Annotated in this window: 14 protein-coding genes and 1 riboswitch; of the genes, 7 read left to right on the forward strand and 7 right to left on the reverse strand. The window is 72.2% G+C overall.

The window, feature by feature from the left end; translation table 11 throughout:
* Window positions 1-113 precede the first annotated feature (113 nt).
* Both BLW82_RS30205 and BLW82_RS30210 read left to right on the forward strand, forming a co-directional pair.
* A complete protein-coding gene (locus tag BLW82_RS30205; protein ID WP_093503595.1) occupies window positions 114-1,571 on the forward strand; it encodes an aldehyde dehydrogenase in 1,458 nt (485 codons plus the stop codon).
* Between the two features lie 9 nt (window positions 1,572-1,580).
* Window positions 1,581-1,814, forward strand: a complete 234-nt coding sequence (locus BLW82_RS30210; RefSeq protein ID WP_093503597.1) for a ferredoxin — start codon at window positions 1,581-1,583, stop codon at window positions 1,812-1,814.
* Here the strand turns inward: BLW82_RS30210 and BLW82_RS30215 are convergent.
* Complete coding sequence (locus BLW82_RS30215) at window positions 1,811-2,440, reverse strand: maltokinase N-terminal cap-like domain-containing protein (protein WP_093503599.1); 630 nt, start codon at window positions 2,438-2,440, stop codon at window positions 1,811-1,813. The two genes, BLW82_RS30210 and BLW82_RS30215, sit on opposite strands and share 4 nt — an antisense overlap.
* Before the next feature lie 139 nt (window positions 2,441-2,579).
* A riboswitch (TPP riboswitch) is annotated at window positions 2,580-2,762 on the forward strand.
* A 23-nt stretch (window positions 2,763-2,785) separates the two neighbouring features.
* The gene (locus BLW82_RS30220; protein ID WP_093503601.1) at window positions 2,786-3,415 is read right to left on the reverse strand and encodes a TetR family transcriptional regulator; all 630 of its coding nucleotides are present in this window, start codon (window positions 3,413-3,415) and stop codon (window positions 2,786-2,788) included.
* 220 nt (window positions 3,416-3,635) lie between these two features.
* Here BLW82_RS30220 and BLW82_RS30225 point away from each other — a divergent pair, with 220 nt between their 5' ends.
* From BLW82_RS30225 to BLW82_RS30235, 3 genes are read left to right on the forward strand one after another with little or no spacing between them, the layout of a single operon-like run.
* Window positions 3,636-5,045, forward strand: coding sequence for a glycosyltransferase family 4 protein (locus BLW82_RS30225; protein ID WP_093503603.1), 1,410 nt, complete (start codon window positions 3,636-3,638; stop codon window positions 5,043-5,045).
* The gene (locus BLW82_RS30230) at window positions 5,039-5,791 is read left to right on the forward strand and encodes a class I SAM-dependent methyltransferase (protein WP_093503605.1); all 753 of its coding nucleotides are present in this window, start codon (window positions 5,039-5,041) and stop codon (window positions 5,789-5,791) included. Before BLW82_RS30225 ends, BLW82_RS30230 begins: the two co-directional genes overlap by 7 nt.
* Window positions 5,788-6,858 (forward strand): prenyltransferase/squalene oxidase repeat-containing protein, encoded by a 1,071-nt coding sequence (locus BLW82_RS30235; RefSeq protein WP_093503607.1) that lies wholly within the window; start codon window positions 5,788-5,790, stop codon window positions 6,856-6,858. Before BLW82_RS30230 ends, BLW82_RS30235 begins: the two co-directional genes overlap by 4 nt.
* A gap of 84 nt (window positions 6,859-6,942) precedes the next feature.
* Here the strand turns inward: BLW82_RS30235 and BLW82_RS30240 are convergent, their stop codons facing one another.
* Complete coding sequence (locus BLW82_RS30240; protein WP_093503609.1) at window positions 6,943-7,233, reverse strand: hypothetical protein; 291 nt, start codon at window positions 7,231-7,233, stop codon at window positions 6,943-6,945.
* Between the two features lie 135 nt (window positions 7,234-7,368).
* Between BLW82_RS30240 and BLW82_RS30245 the strand changes: the two genes are divergently transcribed.
* Window positions 7,369-7,932, forward strand: a complete 564-nt coding sequence (locus BLW82_RS30245; RefSeq protein WP_093503611.1) for a hypothetical protein — start codon at window positions 7,369-7,371, stop codon at window positions 7,930-7,932.
* Between the two features lie 21 nt (window positions 7,933-7,953).
* Here the strand turns inward: BLW82_RS30245 and BLW82_RS30250 are convergent, their stop codons facing one another.
* The 4 genes from BLW82_RS30250 to BLW82_RS30265 form a co-directional block, all read right to left on the reverse strand.
* Entirely contained in the window at window positions 7,954-8,964 is a 1,011-nt protein-coding gene (locus tag BLW82_RS30250; protein WP_093503613.1) for an LLM class F420-dependent oxidoreductase, read from the reverse strand.
* A 95-nt stretch (window positions 8,965-9,059) separates the two neighbouring features.
* Window positions 9,060-9,860, reverse strand: a complete 801-nt coding sequence (locus BLW82_RS30255) for a hypothetical protein (RefSeq protein WP_093503615.1) — start codon at window positions 9,858-9,860, stop codon at window positions 9,060-9,062.
* A gap of 144 nt (window positions 9,861-10,004) precedes the next feature.
* On the reverse strand, window positions 10,005-10,934 hold the full coding sequence (locus tag BLW82_RS30260) for an N-acetylmuramoyl-L-alanine amidase (protein WP_093503617.1): 930 nt from the start codon (window positions 10,932-10,934) through the stop codon (window positions 10,005-10,007).
* A gap of 22 nt (window positions 10,935-10,956) precedes the next feature.
* Window positions 10,957-11,610 (reverse strand): class I SAM-dependent methyltransferase, encoded by a 654-nt coding sequence (locus BLW82_RS30265; RefSeq protein ID WP_177233120.1) that lies wholly within the window; start codon window positions 11,608-11,610, stop codon window positions 10,957-10,959.
* A 182-nt stretch (window positions 11,611-11,792) separates the two neighbouring features.
* Here BLW82_RS30265 and BLW82_RS30270 point away from each other — a divergent pair, with 182 nt between their 5' ends.
* Complete coding sequence (locus BLW82_RS30270; protein ID WP_093503621.1) at window positions 11,793-12,857, forward strand: aldo/keto reductase; 1,065 nt, start codon at window positions 11,793-11,795, stop codon at window positions 12,855-12,857.
* Window positions 12,858-13,135: the final 278 nt, after the last annotated feature.

The raw sequence follows: 13,135 nt of genomic DNA on the forward strand, positions 1-13,135 counted from the left end.
GCCGCTCCTTGACGGGCAAACGTTGCCTGCCGCGGCACTAGCGCGCCCCTGGCTTACTTCAACTAGAACTGGTATCAGTTCTGAAACATCGTCAGGAAGGGTGGCGGGGCGCCATGACCGAGTTCCTGGAACACGGACAGCTGTTCATCGGCGGGGAGTTGACCGACCCTCTGGGCAAGGACGTCATCGAGGTGGTCTCGCCGCACACCGAGGAGGTCTTCGGGCGGGTGCCGCACGCCTCGCGGGCGGACGTGGACCGGGCGGTGGCGGTGGCGCGGCGGGCGTTCGACGAGGGGCCCTGGCCGCGGACGACGCTGGAGGAGCGGATCGAGGTCGTCACCCGGATCAAGGACGCGATCGCCGTGCGGCACGAGGAGATCGCCCGGGTGATCTCCCGCGAGAACGGTTCGCCGTACTCCTGGAGCGTCCTCGCGCAGGCGCTCGGCGCGATGATGGTGTGGGACGCGGCGATCGGGGTCGCGCGCGACTTCACGTACGAGGAGACGCGCGACGGGGTGCTCGGGCGGATCCTGGTGCGGCGGGAGCCGGTCGGGGTGGTGGCGGCCGTGGTGCCGTGGAACGTGCCCCAGTTCGTGGCCGCCGCCAAGCTCGCCCCCGCACTGCTCACCGGCTGCACCGTGGTGCTCAAGCCGTCCCCGGAGTCGCCGCTGGACGCGTACATCCTCGGCGAGATCACGAAGGAGGCCGGGCTGCCGGAGGGCGTGCTGTCGATCCTCCCCGCGGACCGCGAGGTCAGCGAGTACCTGGTCTCCCACCCGGGCGTCGACAAGGTCTCCTTCACCGGCTCGGTCGCGGCCGGCAGGCGCGTGATGGAGGTCGCCGCGAAGAACCTCACCCGGGTGACCCTGGAACTCGGCGGCAAGTCGGCGGCCGTCGTGCTGCCGGACGCGGACGTGGCCACCGCCGTCGCCGGCATCGTCCCTGCGGCCTGGATGAACAACGGCCAGGCCTGCGTCGCCCAGACCCGCATCCTCGTGCCGCGCTCGCGCTACGACGAGTTCGCCGACGCCTTCGCGGCCGCGGCGAGCGCCCTGAAGGTCGGCGACCCGCTGGACCCGGCCACCCAGGTGGGCCCACTGGTCGCGCGCCGCCAGCAGCGGCGGAACCTGGACTACATCCGCATCGGGCAGGAGGAGGGCGCGAAGATCCTCACCGGCGGCGGCCGTCCCGCCGGTCTGGAGAAGGGCTGGTACGTCGAGCCCACCCTCTTCGGCGACGTCGACAACTCCATGCGGATCGCGCGGGAGGAGATCTTCGGCCCGGTGATCTGCCTGCTCCCGTACGGCGACGAGGCCGAAGCCCTGAAGATCGCGAACGACTCGGACTACGGGCTGAGCGGCAGCGTCTGGACGGCGGACGTGCCGCACGGCATCGAGGTCGCGCGGCAGGTCCGTACCGGGACCTACTCCGTGAACACCTTCAGCCTGGACATGCTGGGCCCCTTCGGCGGCTACAAGAACTCCGGCCTGGGGCGGGAGTTCGGGCCCGAGGGGTACGGCGAGTTCCTCGAACACAAGATGATCCACCTGCCGGCTGGCTGGGAGGGGTGAGGGGCCGCCATGGGTGACCGCTGGCACGTCGAGGTCGACCGTTCGATCTGCATCGGCTCGGCCCAGTGCGTCCACCGCGCCACCGGCTCCTTCCGCCTCGACTCCGCCATGCAGTCCCATCCCGTGGATCCGGAGACGGACGCCAGCGGGAGGATCCTCGACGCGGCGGAGAACTGCCCGGTGGAAGCGATCACGATCACCCTGCTGGACAGCGGGGAGCCGGTGTTCCCGCCGGAGGACTAAGGCCTTCCCAGACTGGCGAACAGCCCGCGGACGCGGGTGCCGTCCGGCTGTTCCCAGACGCCGGTGACGTGCCCGAGCGCGCCGTCGGGGGCCGTCGAACCGGCGGTCAGCACGCGCCGCAGCCGCAGCACCAGGCCGTCGCCGTCCGGGACGGCGAACTCGGTGCTCCCGTCGGTGTCGGCGGGGGCGCCGAGGCCGGGCACGGGACCCGCACCGGCGTAGGACCGGGCGACCTCGCGGTCGGGGGTGTCGGTGATGCTCTGCGCCTGGGCCTCGGCGCGGCCCTCGATCAGGGCGAGCAGCCCGGCGGTGAGGACCGGGTCGTGGCAGCCGTCGTAGACCCAGCGGGTGCCGAGGACCCCGTGCTCCATGGTGCCGACGAGCGCGTGCTCGGCGCCGGGCAGCGGGGCACCGCGGTAGGTGAGCGGTACGAGACAGGCCGCCGAGCCGTCCGTGACGACCATGAACTCGATCCCGACCTCGCCCGCCGGGTCGTCCAGCCGGAAGCCGCCGGCCTTCGTCAACTCCGGTGCGGCGGGGCCGTGGTACCAGGGGCGGGTGGGGAGCCAGCCGGCGAGGAGTTCGACCTTGGTGGGCTTGAGGGTGGTGTGGTGGATGAGTGCCATGGGGAGGATTCTGCGTTCGGGCGGCGGCGGCCCGCCAGGCGGTTTCCGCTTCCGGCGGTCGCCCTACCCGGAAAAGTCGAAAAAATCCATCTTTGGGGGTTCTCTTCTGCTTCAGACGTTCTATCCTGAAAGCAGCCTACGAGGCGAGTGAGGGAGTCCGAGCGGAGTAGCCGACTCAGGCGTGACGCAGATGCATAGGCATCCGCCGGTGCCGACGTCGACGGTCGGGCTGAGAGGCCGGAAGGCAGCAGTAGGGCCTGACGGCGACCCCTAGCAACCTGATCCGGACCATGCCGGCGAAGGGAACCCGTCTCGTAGGTCTTCGCATGCCCGGCGCCCGCCCGGTTACGGCTTCCCGTCCGGTTCCGTCAGGTCGATCAGGCGGCACACCGTCTCGATGTCGATCTTCACCTGGGCGATGGAGGCGCGGCCCGAGAGCCAGGTGATCAGCGCCGAGTGCCAGGTGTGCTCGATCACCCGGACGGCCGACAGCTGGGCCGGGGTGGGGTCGGTCAGGCCCATCGCGTCCAGAATGATCGCCGTCGTCTGCCGGGAGACCTGGTCCACCTCGGGCGAGACGCTGCGGTCGGCGAAGGTGAGGGCGCGGACCATCGCGTCGGCCAGGTGCGGCTCGCGCTGCAGGGCGCGGAAGGCCCGCATCAGGGTCTCGGCGACCCGCTCGGACGCCGTCTCGCCCGCCGGCGGCTTCTTGCGCAGCGTGCCGTGCATGTGCTCCAGCTGGTCCTGCATGGTCGCGACCAGCAGGTGCACCTTGGACGGGAAGTAGCGGTAGAGCGTGCCCAGGGCCACCTGCGAGGACTCGGCCACCTCCCGCATCTGCACCGCGTCGAAACCGCCCCGGCTGGCCAGCTGGGCACTCGCGTGCAGGATCCGGCGGCGCCGGGCCTCCTGCCGCTCGGTGAGCGGCGGGGTGGCCGATCTGGCGCCGATGTCCACCTTGGCTTCCGCAGGCATGGGTCCCGTCCGTGACAGTCGGTGAGGGCAGTGCTCAGGGCGAGTGATCAGACAGCATGGCAGGGGTTCCCGCCGTGGCGCGAATCACCCGATGCACTGCTCGCTCCGCCCCTACCTGCCGGTAGATTCAGAGCCTCTTGAACGATCAAGTCTGAAACTTGTTCTAGATTAGCGTCCCGGCGTAATCTCGCGGGAAAGTGCAGGGAGAAGGGGGCCCGGAGTGACCGCTGAGGCCAGTCGGGCGGGTGCCGACGAGGAACCCGCCGCCGACGGCGAGCGACCGCTCGACATCGCGCTCCTCACCTATAAAGGGAACCCGTTCTGCGGCGGCCAGGGTGTCTACGTACGGCATCTGTCGCGCGAGCTGGCCCGGCTCGGGCACCGGGTCGAGGTGATCGGGTCGCAGCCGTACCCCGTCCTGGACGAGGGATACCCCCGCCTCACCCTCACCGAGCTGCCCAGCCTCGACCTGTACCGCTCCCCGGACCCGTTCCGGACGCCCCGGCGGGACGAGTACCGGGACTGGGTGGACGCCCTCGAAGTGGCCACCATGTGGACCGGCGGCTTCCCCGAACCGCTGACCTTCTCGCTCCGCGCCCGCCGCCATCTGCGCGCCCGCGCCGGGGAGTTCGACGTCGTCCACGACAACCAGACCCTGGGGTACGGCCTGCTGGGCGACATCCGCGCCCCCCTGGTCACCACCATCCACCACCCCATCACCGTCGACCGGCAGTTGGAGCTGGACGCCGCCGAGGGCTGGAAGCGGCGGTTGTCCGTACGACGCTGGTACGGCTTCACCCGGATGCAGAAGCGGGTCGCCCGCAGGCTGCCCTCCGTGCTCACCGTCTCCGGCACCTCCCGGCAGGAGATCGTCGACCACCTCGGCGTCCGCGAGGACCGCGTCCACGTCGTCCACATCGGCGCCGACACCGACCTCTTCGCGCCGAATCCCGCCGTCCCCCAGGTGCCCGGCCGGATCGTCACCACCTCCAGCGCCGACGTGCCCCTCAAGGGGCTGGTGTACCTCGTCGAGGCCCTCGCCAAGGTGCGGACCGAGCACCCCGCCGCCCACCTCGTCGTGGTCGGCAAGCGGCCCGCCGAAGGGCCCGTCGCGCAGGCGATGGAACGTTACGGCCTCGCGGGTGCCGTCGAGTTCGTGAAGGGCATCTCCGACGCCGAACTCGTCGACCTGGTCCGTTCCGCCGAGGTCGCCTGCGTGCCCTCGCTCTACGAGGGCTTCTCGCTGCCCGCCGCCGAGGCCATGGCGACCGGCACCCCGCTGGTCGCCACGACCGGCGGCGCGATCCCCGAGGTCGCCGGGCGCGACGGGGAGACCTGCCTGGCCGTACCGCCGGGCGACGCGGGCGCGCTGGCGGCCGCGCTGAGCCGGCTGCTCGGCGACCCGGAGCTGCGGCTGCGACTCGGCGCGGCCGGCCGCGAGCGCGTGCTGCGGCACTACACCTGGGCACGCGCCGCGGAGGGCACGGTGGCCCGCTACCGCGAGGCCATCGCCCGCACCGCGACCGGTCCGGGCGCCGCCTCCGTCACCCCCGCCGCGCCCCGCAGTCCCGGCCGCGACGCGGCCTCAGCTGGTGTTCGTCACGAGAGTGAAAGCAGGGCCACGTGCTGACCGTCGACTTCTCCCGGTTCCCGCTCGCGCCGGGCGACCGCGTCCTGGACCTCGGCTGCGGGGCCGGCCGGCACGCCTTCGAGTGCTACCGGCGCGGCGCGCAGGTGGTGGCCCTCGACCAGAACGGCGAGGAGATCCGCGAGGTCGCCAAGTGGTTCGCGGCGATGAAGGAGGCCGGCGAGGCCCCGGCCGGCGCGACCGCCACCGCCATGGAAGGCGACGCCCTCGCGCTGCCCTTCCCCGACGAGTCCTTCGACGTCGTCATCATCTCCGAGGTGATGGAGCACATCCCCGACGACAAAGGCGTGCTCGCCGAGATGGTGCGGGTGCTCAAGCCCGGCGGCCGGATCGCCGTCACCGTGCCCCGCTACGGCCCCGAAAAGGTCTGCTGGGCGCTCTCCGACGCCTACCACGAGGTCGAGGGCGGCCACATCCGCATCTACAAGGCCGACGAGCTGGTCGGGAAGATCAGGGAAGCCGGTCTGCGGCCCTACGGCAGCCACCACGCGCACGCGCTGCACTCCCCGTACTGGTGGCTGAAGTGCGCGTTCGGCGTCGACAACGACAAGGCGCTGCCGGTGCGGGCGTACCACAAGCTGCTGGTCTGGGACATCATGAAGAAGCCGCTGGCCACGCGGGTCGCCGAACAGGCGCTGAACCCGGTCATGGGCAAGAGCTTCGTCGTCTACGCCACCAAGCCGCACCTGCCCGCGGTGTCCGACGAGGCCGGGGCGGCCGCCAAGTGACCACGCCCCGGACAGAACACCTCGTCCTGCCCGGGGTCCTCACCGCCGAGCAGGCCGCCGCGACCGTCCGCGGCATCCTCGCCGTGCAGCGGGAGGACGGCGCGATCCCGTGGTTCCGGGGCCACCACCTCGACCCCTGGGACCACACCGAGGCCGCGATGGCGCTGGACGCGGCCGGGGAGCACGCGGCCGCCGAGCGGGCGTACCGCTGGCTGGCCCGGCACCAGAACGAGGACGGCTCCTGGTACGCCGCCTACGCCGACGGCGCGCACGACGACGTCACCGACCGCGCCCGCGAGTCCAACTTCGTCGCGTACATCGCGGTGGGCGTCTGGCACCACTACCTGTCCACCGGCGACGACACCTTCCTGGACCGGATGTGGCCCGCCGTCTACGCGGCCGTCGAGTGGGTGCTGCGACTGCAGCAGCCGGGCGGCGAGATCGGCTGGCGCCGCGAGGACGACGGCACCCCCGCCGACGAGGCGCTGCTGACGGGGAGTTCGTCCGTCCACCATGCGCTGCGCTGCGCGCTCGCCATCGCCGAGCAGCGGGAGGAGCCGCAGCCGGACTGGGAGTTGGCGGTGGGCGCGCTGCGGCACGCGATACGGCGGCACCCGGAGCGGTTCCTGGACAAGGACCGTTACTCGATGGACTGGTACTACCCGGTCCTCGGCGGTGCGTTGACGGGTGCGGAGGCGGGCGCGCGGATCGAGAAGGACTGGGACCGGTTCGTCGTGCCCGGTTTCGGGGTGCGGTGTGTCGTACCCAACCCGTGGGTGACGGGCGGCGAGTCGGCCGAGCTGGCGCTGGCGCTGTGGGCGGTGGGGGAGTCCGACCGGGCGCTGGAGATCCTCCAGTCCATCCAGCATCTGCGGGACGCCGAGTCGGGGCTGTACTGGACCGGGTACGTCTTCGAGGACGACGCGGTGTGGCCACGGGAGCTGACGACGTGGACGGCGGGGTCGTTGCTGCTCGCCGTCGCGGCGCTCGGGGGGCATGATGCCACCTGTGCCGTCTTCGGGGGCGGCGAGCTTCCTGCCGGGCTCGAGGTGGACTGCTGCGCCTAGCGGGGCGCGGGGAGCTGTGCTACGGCGGGTGCGGCGCCGTCGGGACTGGTCGCGCGGTTCCCCGCGCCCCTACGGGACGCGTCCTCAGTGCCGGTGCATCCGGTTGGCGATCGCGTGGCCCACGAACAGGTAGACCACCGCGGCCAAGCCGTAACCGGCGACCACTCGTGCCCATGCCGCGTCGAAGGTGAACAGGTCGTGCGACCAGCCGGCCAGCCAGTTGGCCGCGTCGTGGACGAACTGGACCAGGCTGTTGGCCCGGTTCGCGTCCAGCAGGTACATCAGGATCCAGAGGCCCAGGATGAGGGCCATGATGTCGGCGACGACCGCGACGACCGTGCCGGCCTGATTGGCACCGCGATATGCAGGAGACATACGGTCCGGGTTGCCGCTGAACGGTCCTTGAAACCTGTACGGTGCGCCCCCGAGTGGCGAGGTGCGGCCATTTGGGTGAGGCTGCCGGAGGAAGCATCCGCTCGGGGAGGACACCGAGACACACGGGAGGATCCCGTGCCCGTACCGATACGGCGCCTCGTCGTCACGCTCACCCTCTGCTGTGCCCTGGTCGCCGGTGTCACCGCCTGCGCCGACAGCACCCGGAGCAAGTCCGTCGACACCGGCGTGGTGGCGGCCCCGGTGGCCGACACGCCCAGTCCGAGCACGTCCGCAGAGAAGCAGAAGTTCGCCAAGACCCGGTTCGTCGCCAACGCGGGTCTCGCCGCAGGCGCGACCTACCAGTGGATCGTGAAACCGTGGAAGGCCGGAAAGTTCAAGAAGGGCGCCCACCACCGCACCTACACCCTGGTCAAGGCCGGCCTGGCCGGCACCTTCGCCTACAACCGGCTGAAGGCCGCCCAGCGCAACGCCCAGGGCGACCCGCTGCTCTCCAAGGCCCTCGCCCCGCTCACCGCGGCGATCGACGGGCTGAAGGACCTGCCGTCCAAGCTCCGCAAGGGCGACGCGAACGCGGCGAGTTCGTTCCAGGACGTCATCAACAACGTGAAGGACGCGGGCAAGAGCGCCGGCGCCCCGGTCACCGACCGGGTGCCCAAGGCGTCCCAGCTCACCCACTGACGGTCGCGGCCGCCGCAGGCCCTAGGAGTTGAGCTCGGCCAGCACCCGCAGGGTGTGCGGGTCGGGGGACACGGCCAGCAGGTCGGTCACCGGCCCCTTGCGCCACAACTCCAGCCGCTCGGCGATGCGTTCGCGGGGGCCGACCAGGGAGATCTCGTCGGCGAACGCGTCCGGCACCGCCAGCACCGCCTCTTCGTGCCGCCCGGACAGGAACAGCTCCTGGATCCGCCGGGCCTCCTCCTCGTACCCCATGCGGGCCATGAGGTCGGCGTGGAAGTTGCGGGCGGCGTGGCCCATGCCGCCGATGTAGAAGCCGAGCATGGCCTTGACGGGGAGGAGTCCCGCCGCCACGTCCTCGCAGACCCTGACCTGGGCCATGGGGGCGACCAGGAAGCCCTCCGGAAGGCCGGCGACCGCCGGGCCGTACACCTCGGGGCGGCTCGGCGCCCAGTACAGCGGCAGCCAGCCGTCGGCGATCCGGGCCGTCTGGGCGACGTTCCTCGGCCCCTCGGCGCCGAGCAGGACCGGCAGCCCGGCCCGGAGCGGGTGGGTGATCGGCTTCAGCGGCTTGCCGAGACCGGTGGCGTCCGGCCCCCGGTAGGGGAGCGGGTGGAAGCGCCCGTCCACCGTCACCGGCCCCTCCCGGCGCAGCACCTGGCGGACGACGTCCACGTACTCCCGGGTCGCGGTCAGCGGCGACTTCGGGAACGGGCGGCCGTACCAGCCCTCGACGACCTGCGGCCCGGACAGCCCGAGCCCGAGCAGCATCCGGCCGCCGGACAGATGGTCCAGGGTCAGCGCGTGCATCGCGGTGGTGGCCGGCGACCGGGCCGCCATCTGGGCAACGGCCGTCCCCAGCTTGATCGTCGAGGTCTGCGCGGCGATCCAGGTGAGCGGGGTGAAGGCGTCCGAGCCCCAGGACTCCGCCGTCCACACCGAGTCGTACCCGAGCCGCTCCGCCTCCCGCGCCAGCGGCACATGGTCGGGGGAGGGCCCGCGCCCCCAGTAACCGAGTGCCAACCCGAGCCGCATGACCGCCTCCTGACATCACGTCAGACAACTGCCGGGCGACTGTACGACAACGGCCCCTCACCCGGAAGGGCAAGGGGCCGCAGGTGCGGGGCCGTTCAGCCGCGCTGAATTCCGGAGGTGTCCTGGAGCACGCCGCGGCGGCCGTCCTGGGTCTGCGCGACCAGCGCGGCACCCCGCTGCTCCACCGCCAAGTACCAGGTGCCGGGGGCGAGTTCAGCGATCGGCGCGGTCGAGCCGTCCTCCGCGAACAGCGGCCGGGACACCGGCACGGCGAACCAGAACGGCGAGAAGTCGGGGGCCGGCGGCTGCTGCGCGGCGGCCGGGGGCTGCTGCTGGCCGTAGGGCTGGCCGGGCTGCGGCTGCGCGCCGTAGGGCTGGCCGGGCTGCGGGGCGCCGGCACCCGGGTAGCCGTAACCGCCGGGGGGCTGGGCGCCGTAGGGCTGCGGGGCCTGCGGCTTGGGGGCCGGGATCAGGGCCGCCTGGAGCGCCGGGACCAGCGGGGTGGCGATCGCGGCCGCGGCCAGGACCAGCGCCGCGATCAGGCCGAGGATCAGACCGGAACCCGCGCCGACGTCGGCGCCGCCCAGCTGGTCGGAGAACGCGCCCAGCGGGTCGATGGTCGACCAGAACGCGGTCCACAGGGAGAACACCGTGAGGCCGACGCCGATCTGGCCCAGGTCGAGCCCGGCGAACTTGAACGGCTGCGGCAGTGCGCGGGCGAGGACGATCAGGACCGCGCCGGCGACGCCGCCGACGTACATGCTCATCACGAGGCCGAGGTTGTCCCAGGCGTTCGGGCCGGACTTGTCGAACGTGTCGAGGAACGACGCGATGAACAGCAACACCGCTGCTCCGATCACCGCACCGTCGCCTCTAGTGAGGGAGCGGATATTCACTTCAGGTCCTTCGTGGGTCGTCTCGTCGGCGGAGGAGGCGTCGCGGGAAAGTGCCCCTCGTCCCAGGAATCGATCGTAGGAATCGTAGGAGGGACACTATCGTCCGAACGATCAGGGTGTCCGCCCGGAGGGGCCTGCCGATGCCTACCCGCGCAGGAAACTCACGATTCCCTCAGACATGCCCTGTGCCGCCTTCTGCCGCCAGGCCCCGCTGGTCAGCAGTGCCGCGTCCTTGCTATCGCGCATGTTGCCGCACTCGATGAACACCTTGGGAACCGTTGACAGATTGAGACCGCCGAGATCCTTGCGTACGTCGAGGCCGGTGCCGCCTCCGACGTAGTTGGACGGCGCGCTGCCCGTGACCTTCGCGAAGTCGCTCTCGATGTGCTCGCCGAGGGTGCGGGACGAGTCGACGATCGGGCGGGTGTCGGCGGCGCCGGAGTGCACGGAGGCCGGGAGGATGACGTGGAAGCCGCGGTCGCCCTCGGGTGCTCCGTCGGCGTGGATGGAGATGGCCGCGTCGGCGTGCGCGGCGTTGCCGATCTCCGCCCGCTTGGTCACGCACGGGCCCCAGGCCGGCTGGTCCCCGTCATGGGTCAGCTTCACCGTGGCGCCCTGCCGCTCCAGCAGGGTGCGCAGCCGGTGCGCGACGTCGAGGGCGAAGCGGGCCTCGCTGTACCCGTCGTTGGTGGACGTGCCCGTCGTGTCGCACTCCTTCCAGTTCGTCCCGATGTCCACCTGCTGGTTGATCTCGGACGTGTGCTGGAAGTTCCCCGGGTTGTGCCCCGGGTCGATGACGACGACCTTGCCCTGCAGCGGGCGGGCCGCGCTCGGGCTCGGGCTCGCGCCGGGCACCTTGGCGTCGTCGCCGGCCGTCGGGGCCGCCGACTTGGGCGCCGCCGCGCCCGCCTGCCCGCCACCGCTCCCGCCGGAGCCGCCGGGCTTGCCCACCCCCTCGTACACCACCCAGCCGAGCAGTGCACCGGGCACCAGCGCGGCGAGACCGACGGCGAGCGGCGCCCGCCGGAACCGGCGCTGCTGCGGGGGATCGAATTCCGGGCCCGTGTACGACACGTCTGTGACTCTAACCGCGTCCTCAGATCCCCGCCCTCGTTCGCCGCAGGACGCGCAGCGAGTCGTGGGCCGAGACCTCCGTGAAGGCGCCCGACTCCAGGGCCCGGAGGTAGACGCGGTAAGGGGCCTGGCCGGTGAACTCGTCCTCCGGGTCCGGGAAGACGTCGTGGATCAGAAGGAGCCCGCCTTGGGCCACATGGGGGGCCCAGCCCTCGTAGTCGGCGGTGGCGTGCTCGTCGGTGTGGCCGCCGTCGATGAAGACGAAGCCGAGCGGGGAGTTCCAGAACGCGGCGACCTGCGGGGACCGGCCGACCACGGCGACGACGTGGTCCTCCAGGCCGGCCCGGTGCAGGGTGCGCCGGAAGGCGGGCAGCGTGTCCATCAGCCCGAGCTCCGGGTCGACCGTCTCCGGGTCGTGGTAGTCCCAGCCCGGCTGCTGTTCCTCGCTGCCCCGGTGGTGGTCGACGGTGACCGCGGTGACCCCGGCCGCGCGGGCCGCGTCGGCGAGCAGGATCGTCGAGCGCCCGCAGTACGTGCCGACCTCCAGCAGCGGCAGGCCGAGCCGCCCCGCCTCGACGGCGGCCGCGTACAGCGCGAGTCCCTCGCCTGTGGGCATGAACCCCTTCGCCGCCTCGAACGCGGCCAGGATCTCGGGCTTGGGGGCTGCCGCGGTCATGGGCGTCCTCTCCGTCATTCACTCGTACGACTGTCCGGGCGTCCATGCTGCCGCACCCGCTCCGCCGGCCCGTCGACAGGGGGTGGCCGCCGGCCGGGCCGGCCGCGGGGGCTGGCCCTCAAGCGCACTCCAACTCCTACACTGACGCCGCCAACCCGCCCCACCTGCGACGGAGTTCCGACATGCGCTATCGCGTCCTCGGCAAGACCGGCATCGAGGTCAGCACCCACTGTCTCGGCACGATGATGTTCGGGAGCGTCGGCAACCCCGACCACGAGGACGGCGCGCGCGTCATCAACGCGGCGCTCGACGCGGGCATCAACTTCGTCGACACCGCCGACATGTACTCGGCCGGTGAGTGCGAGGAGATCGTCGGCAAGGCGCTCAAGGGCAGGCGCGACGACGTGGTGCTCGCCACGAAGGTGCACTTTCCGCTGGAGGGCCCGCTGGGGGAGGGCCGCAACCGCAGCGGCAACTCGCGGCGCTGGATCGTCCGGGCCGTCGAGGACAGCCTGCGGCGGCTGGACACCGACTGGATCGACCTCTACCAGGTGCACCGGCCCGACCACACCACCGACATCGAGGAGACCCTGTCCGTCCTCGGGGAACTGGTGACGGCGGGCAAGATCCGGGCGTTCGGCTGCTCCACGTTCCCCGCCGAGGACCTCGTCGAGGCGCACCACGTGGCGGAGCGGCGCGGGCTGATGCGGATGCGCACCGAGCAGCCGCCGTACTCGCTGCTCGCCCGCGGCATCGAGCGGGCCGTGCTCCCCACCGCGCAGCGCCTGGGCATGGGCGTGCTGACCTGGTCGCCGCTCGCCTCCGGGTTCCTCTCCGGCACCCACCGCGAGGGCCGGCCGGCCGACCTCACCACCGGGCGGGCCAGGCTCACCCCGCAGCGCTTCGACCCCGCCGCCCCCGGCAACGCCGCGAAGTACGCGGCCGTCGAGCGGTTCGTCGCCCTCGCCGAGGAGGTCGGCTGCACCCTGCCGGAGCTGGCGGTCGCCTTTCCGCTGGTGCACCCGGCGGTGACGTCGGTGATCATCGGCCCGCGCACCATGGACCAGCTCACCGCACTGCTCAAGGGGGCCGAACTGCTCCTCGACGACGCGGTACTCGACCGCATCGACGAGATCGTGCCCCCCGGCACCGACCTCTACCGCGCCGACGGCGTCTGGCAGCCCCCGTCCCTCACCGACAGGACCGCCCGCAGACGCCCGACGGGCGAGCGCGCGGCCGCAGGCTGACAAGCGCCCCCCAAGGGACGCGGGAAACTGCGCGCCCAGCCACGACGGCGCGACAAGACGGCGGACGGCGCAGTGGGGCTGGGCAGCAGGCGGGTGCGGCCCCGTCGTCTTCGCGGCTGGGGGCTGACGCGGGGTCCGGCAGCGCCCCGAAGGGGGCGCGGGGAACTGCGCGCCCAGCCACGACGGTGCGGCAAGACGGTGGACGGCGCAGTGGGGCTGGGCAGCAGGCGGGTGCGGCCCCGTCGTCTTCGCGGCCGGGGGCTGACGCGGGGTCCGGC

This window comes from Streptomyces sp. Ag109_O5-10 (assembly GCF_900105755.1).
Lineage (GTDB): Bacteria > Actinomycetota > Actinomycetes > Streptomycetales > Streptomycetaceae > Streptomyces.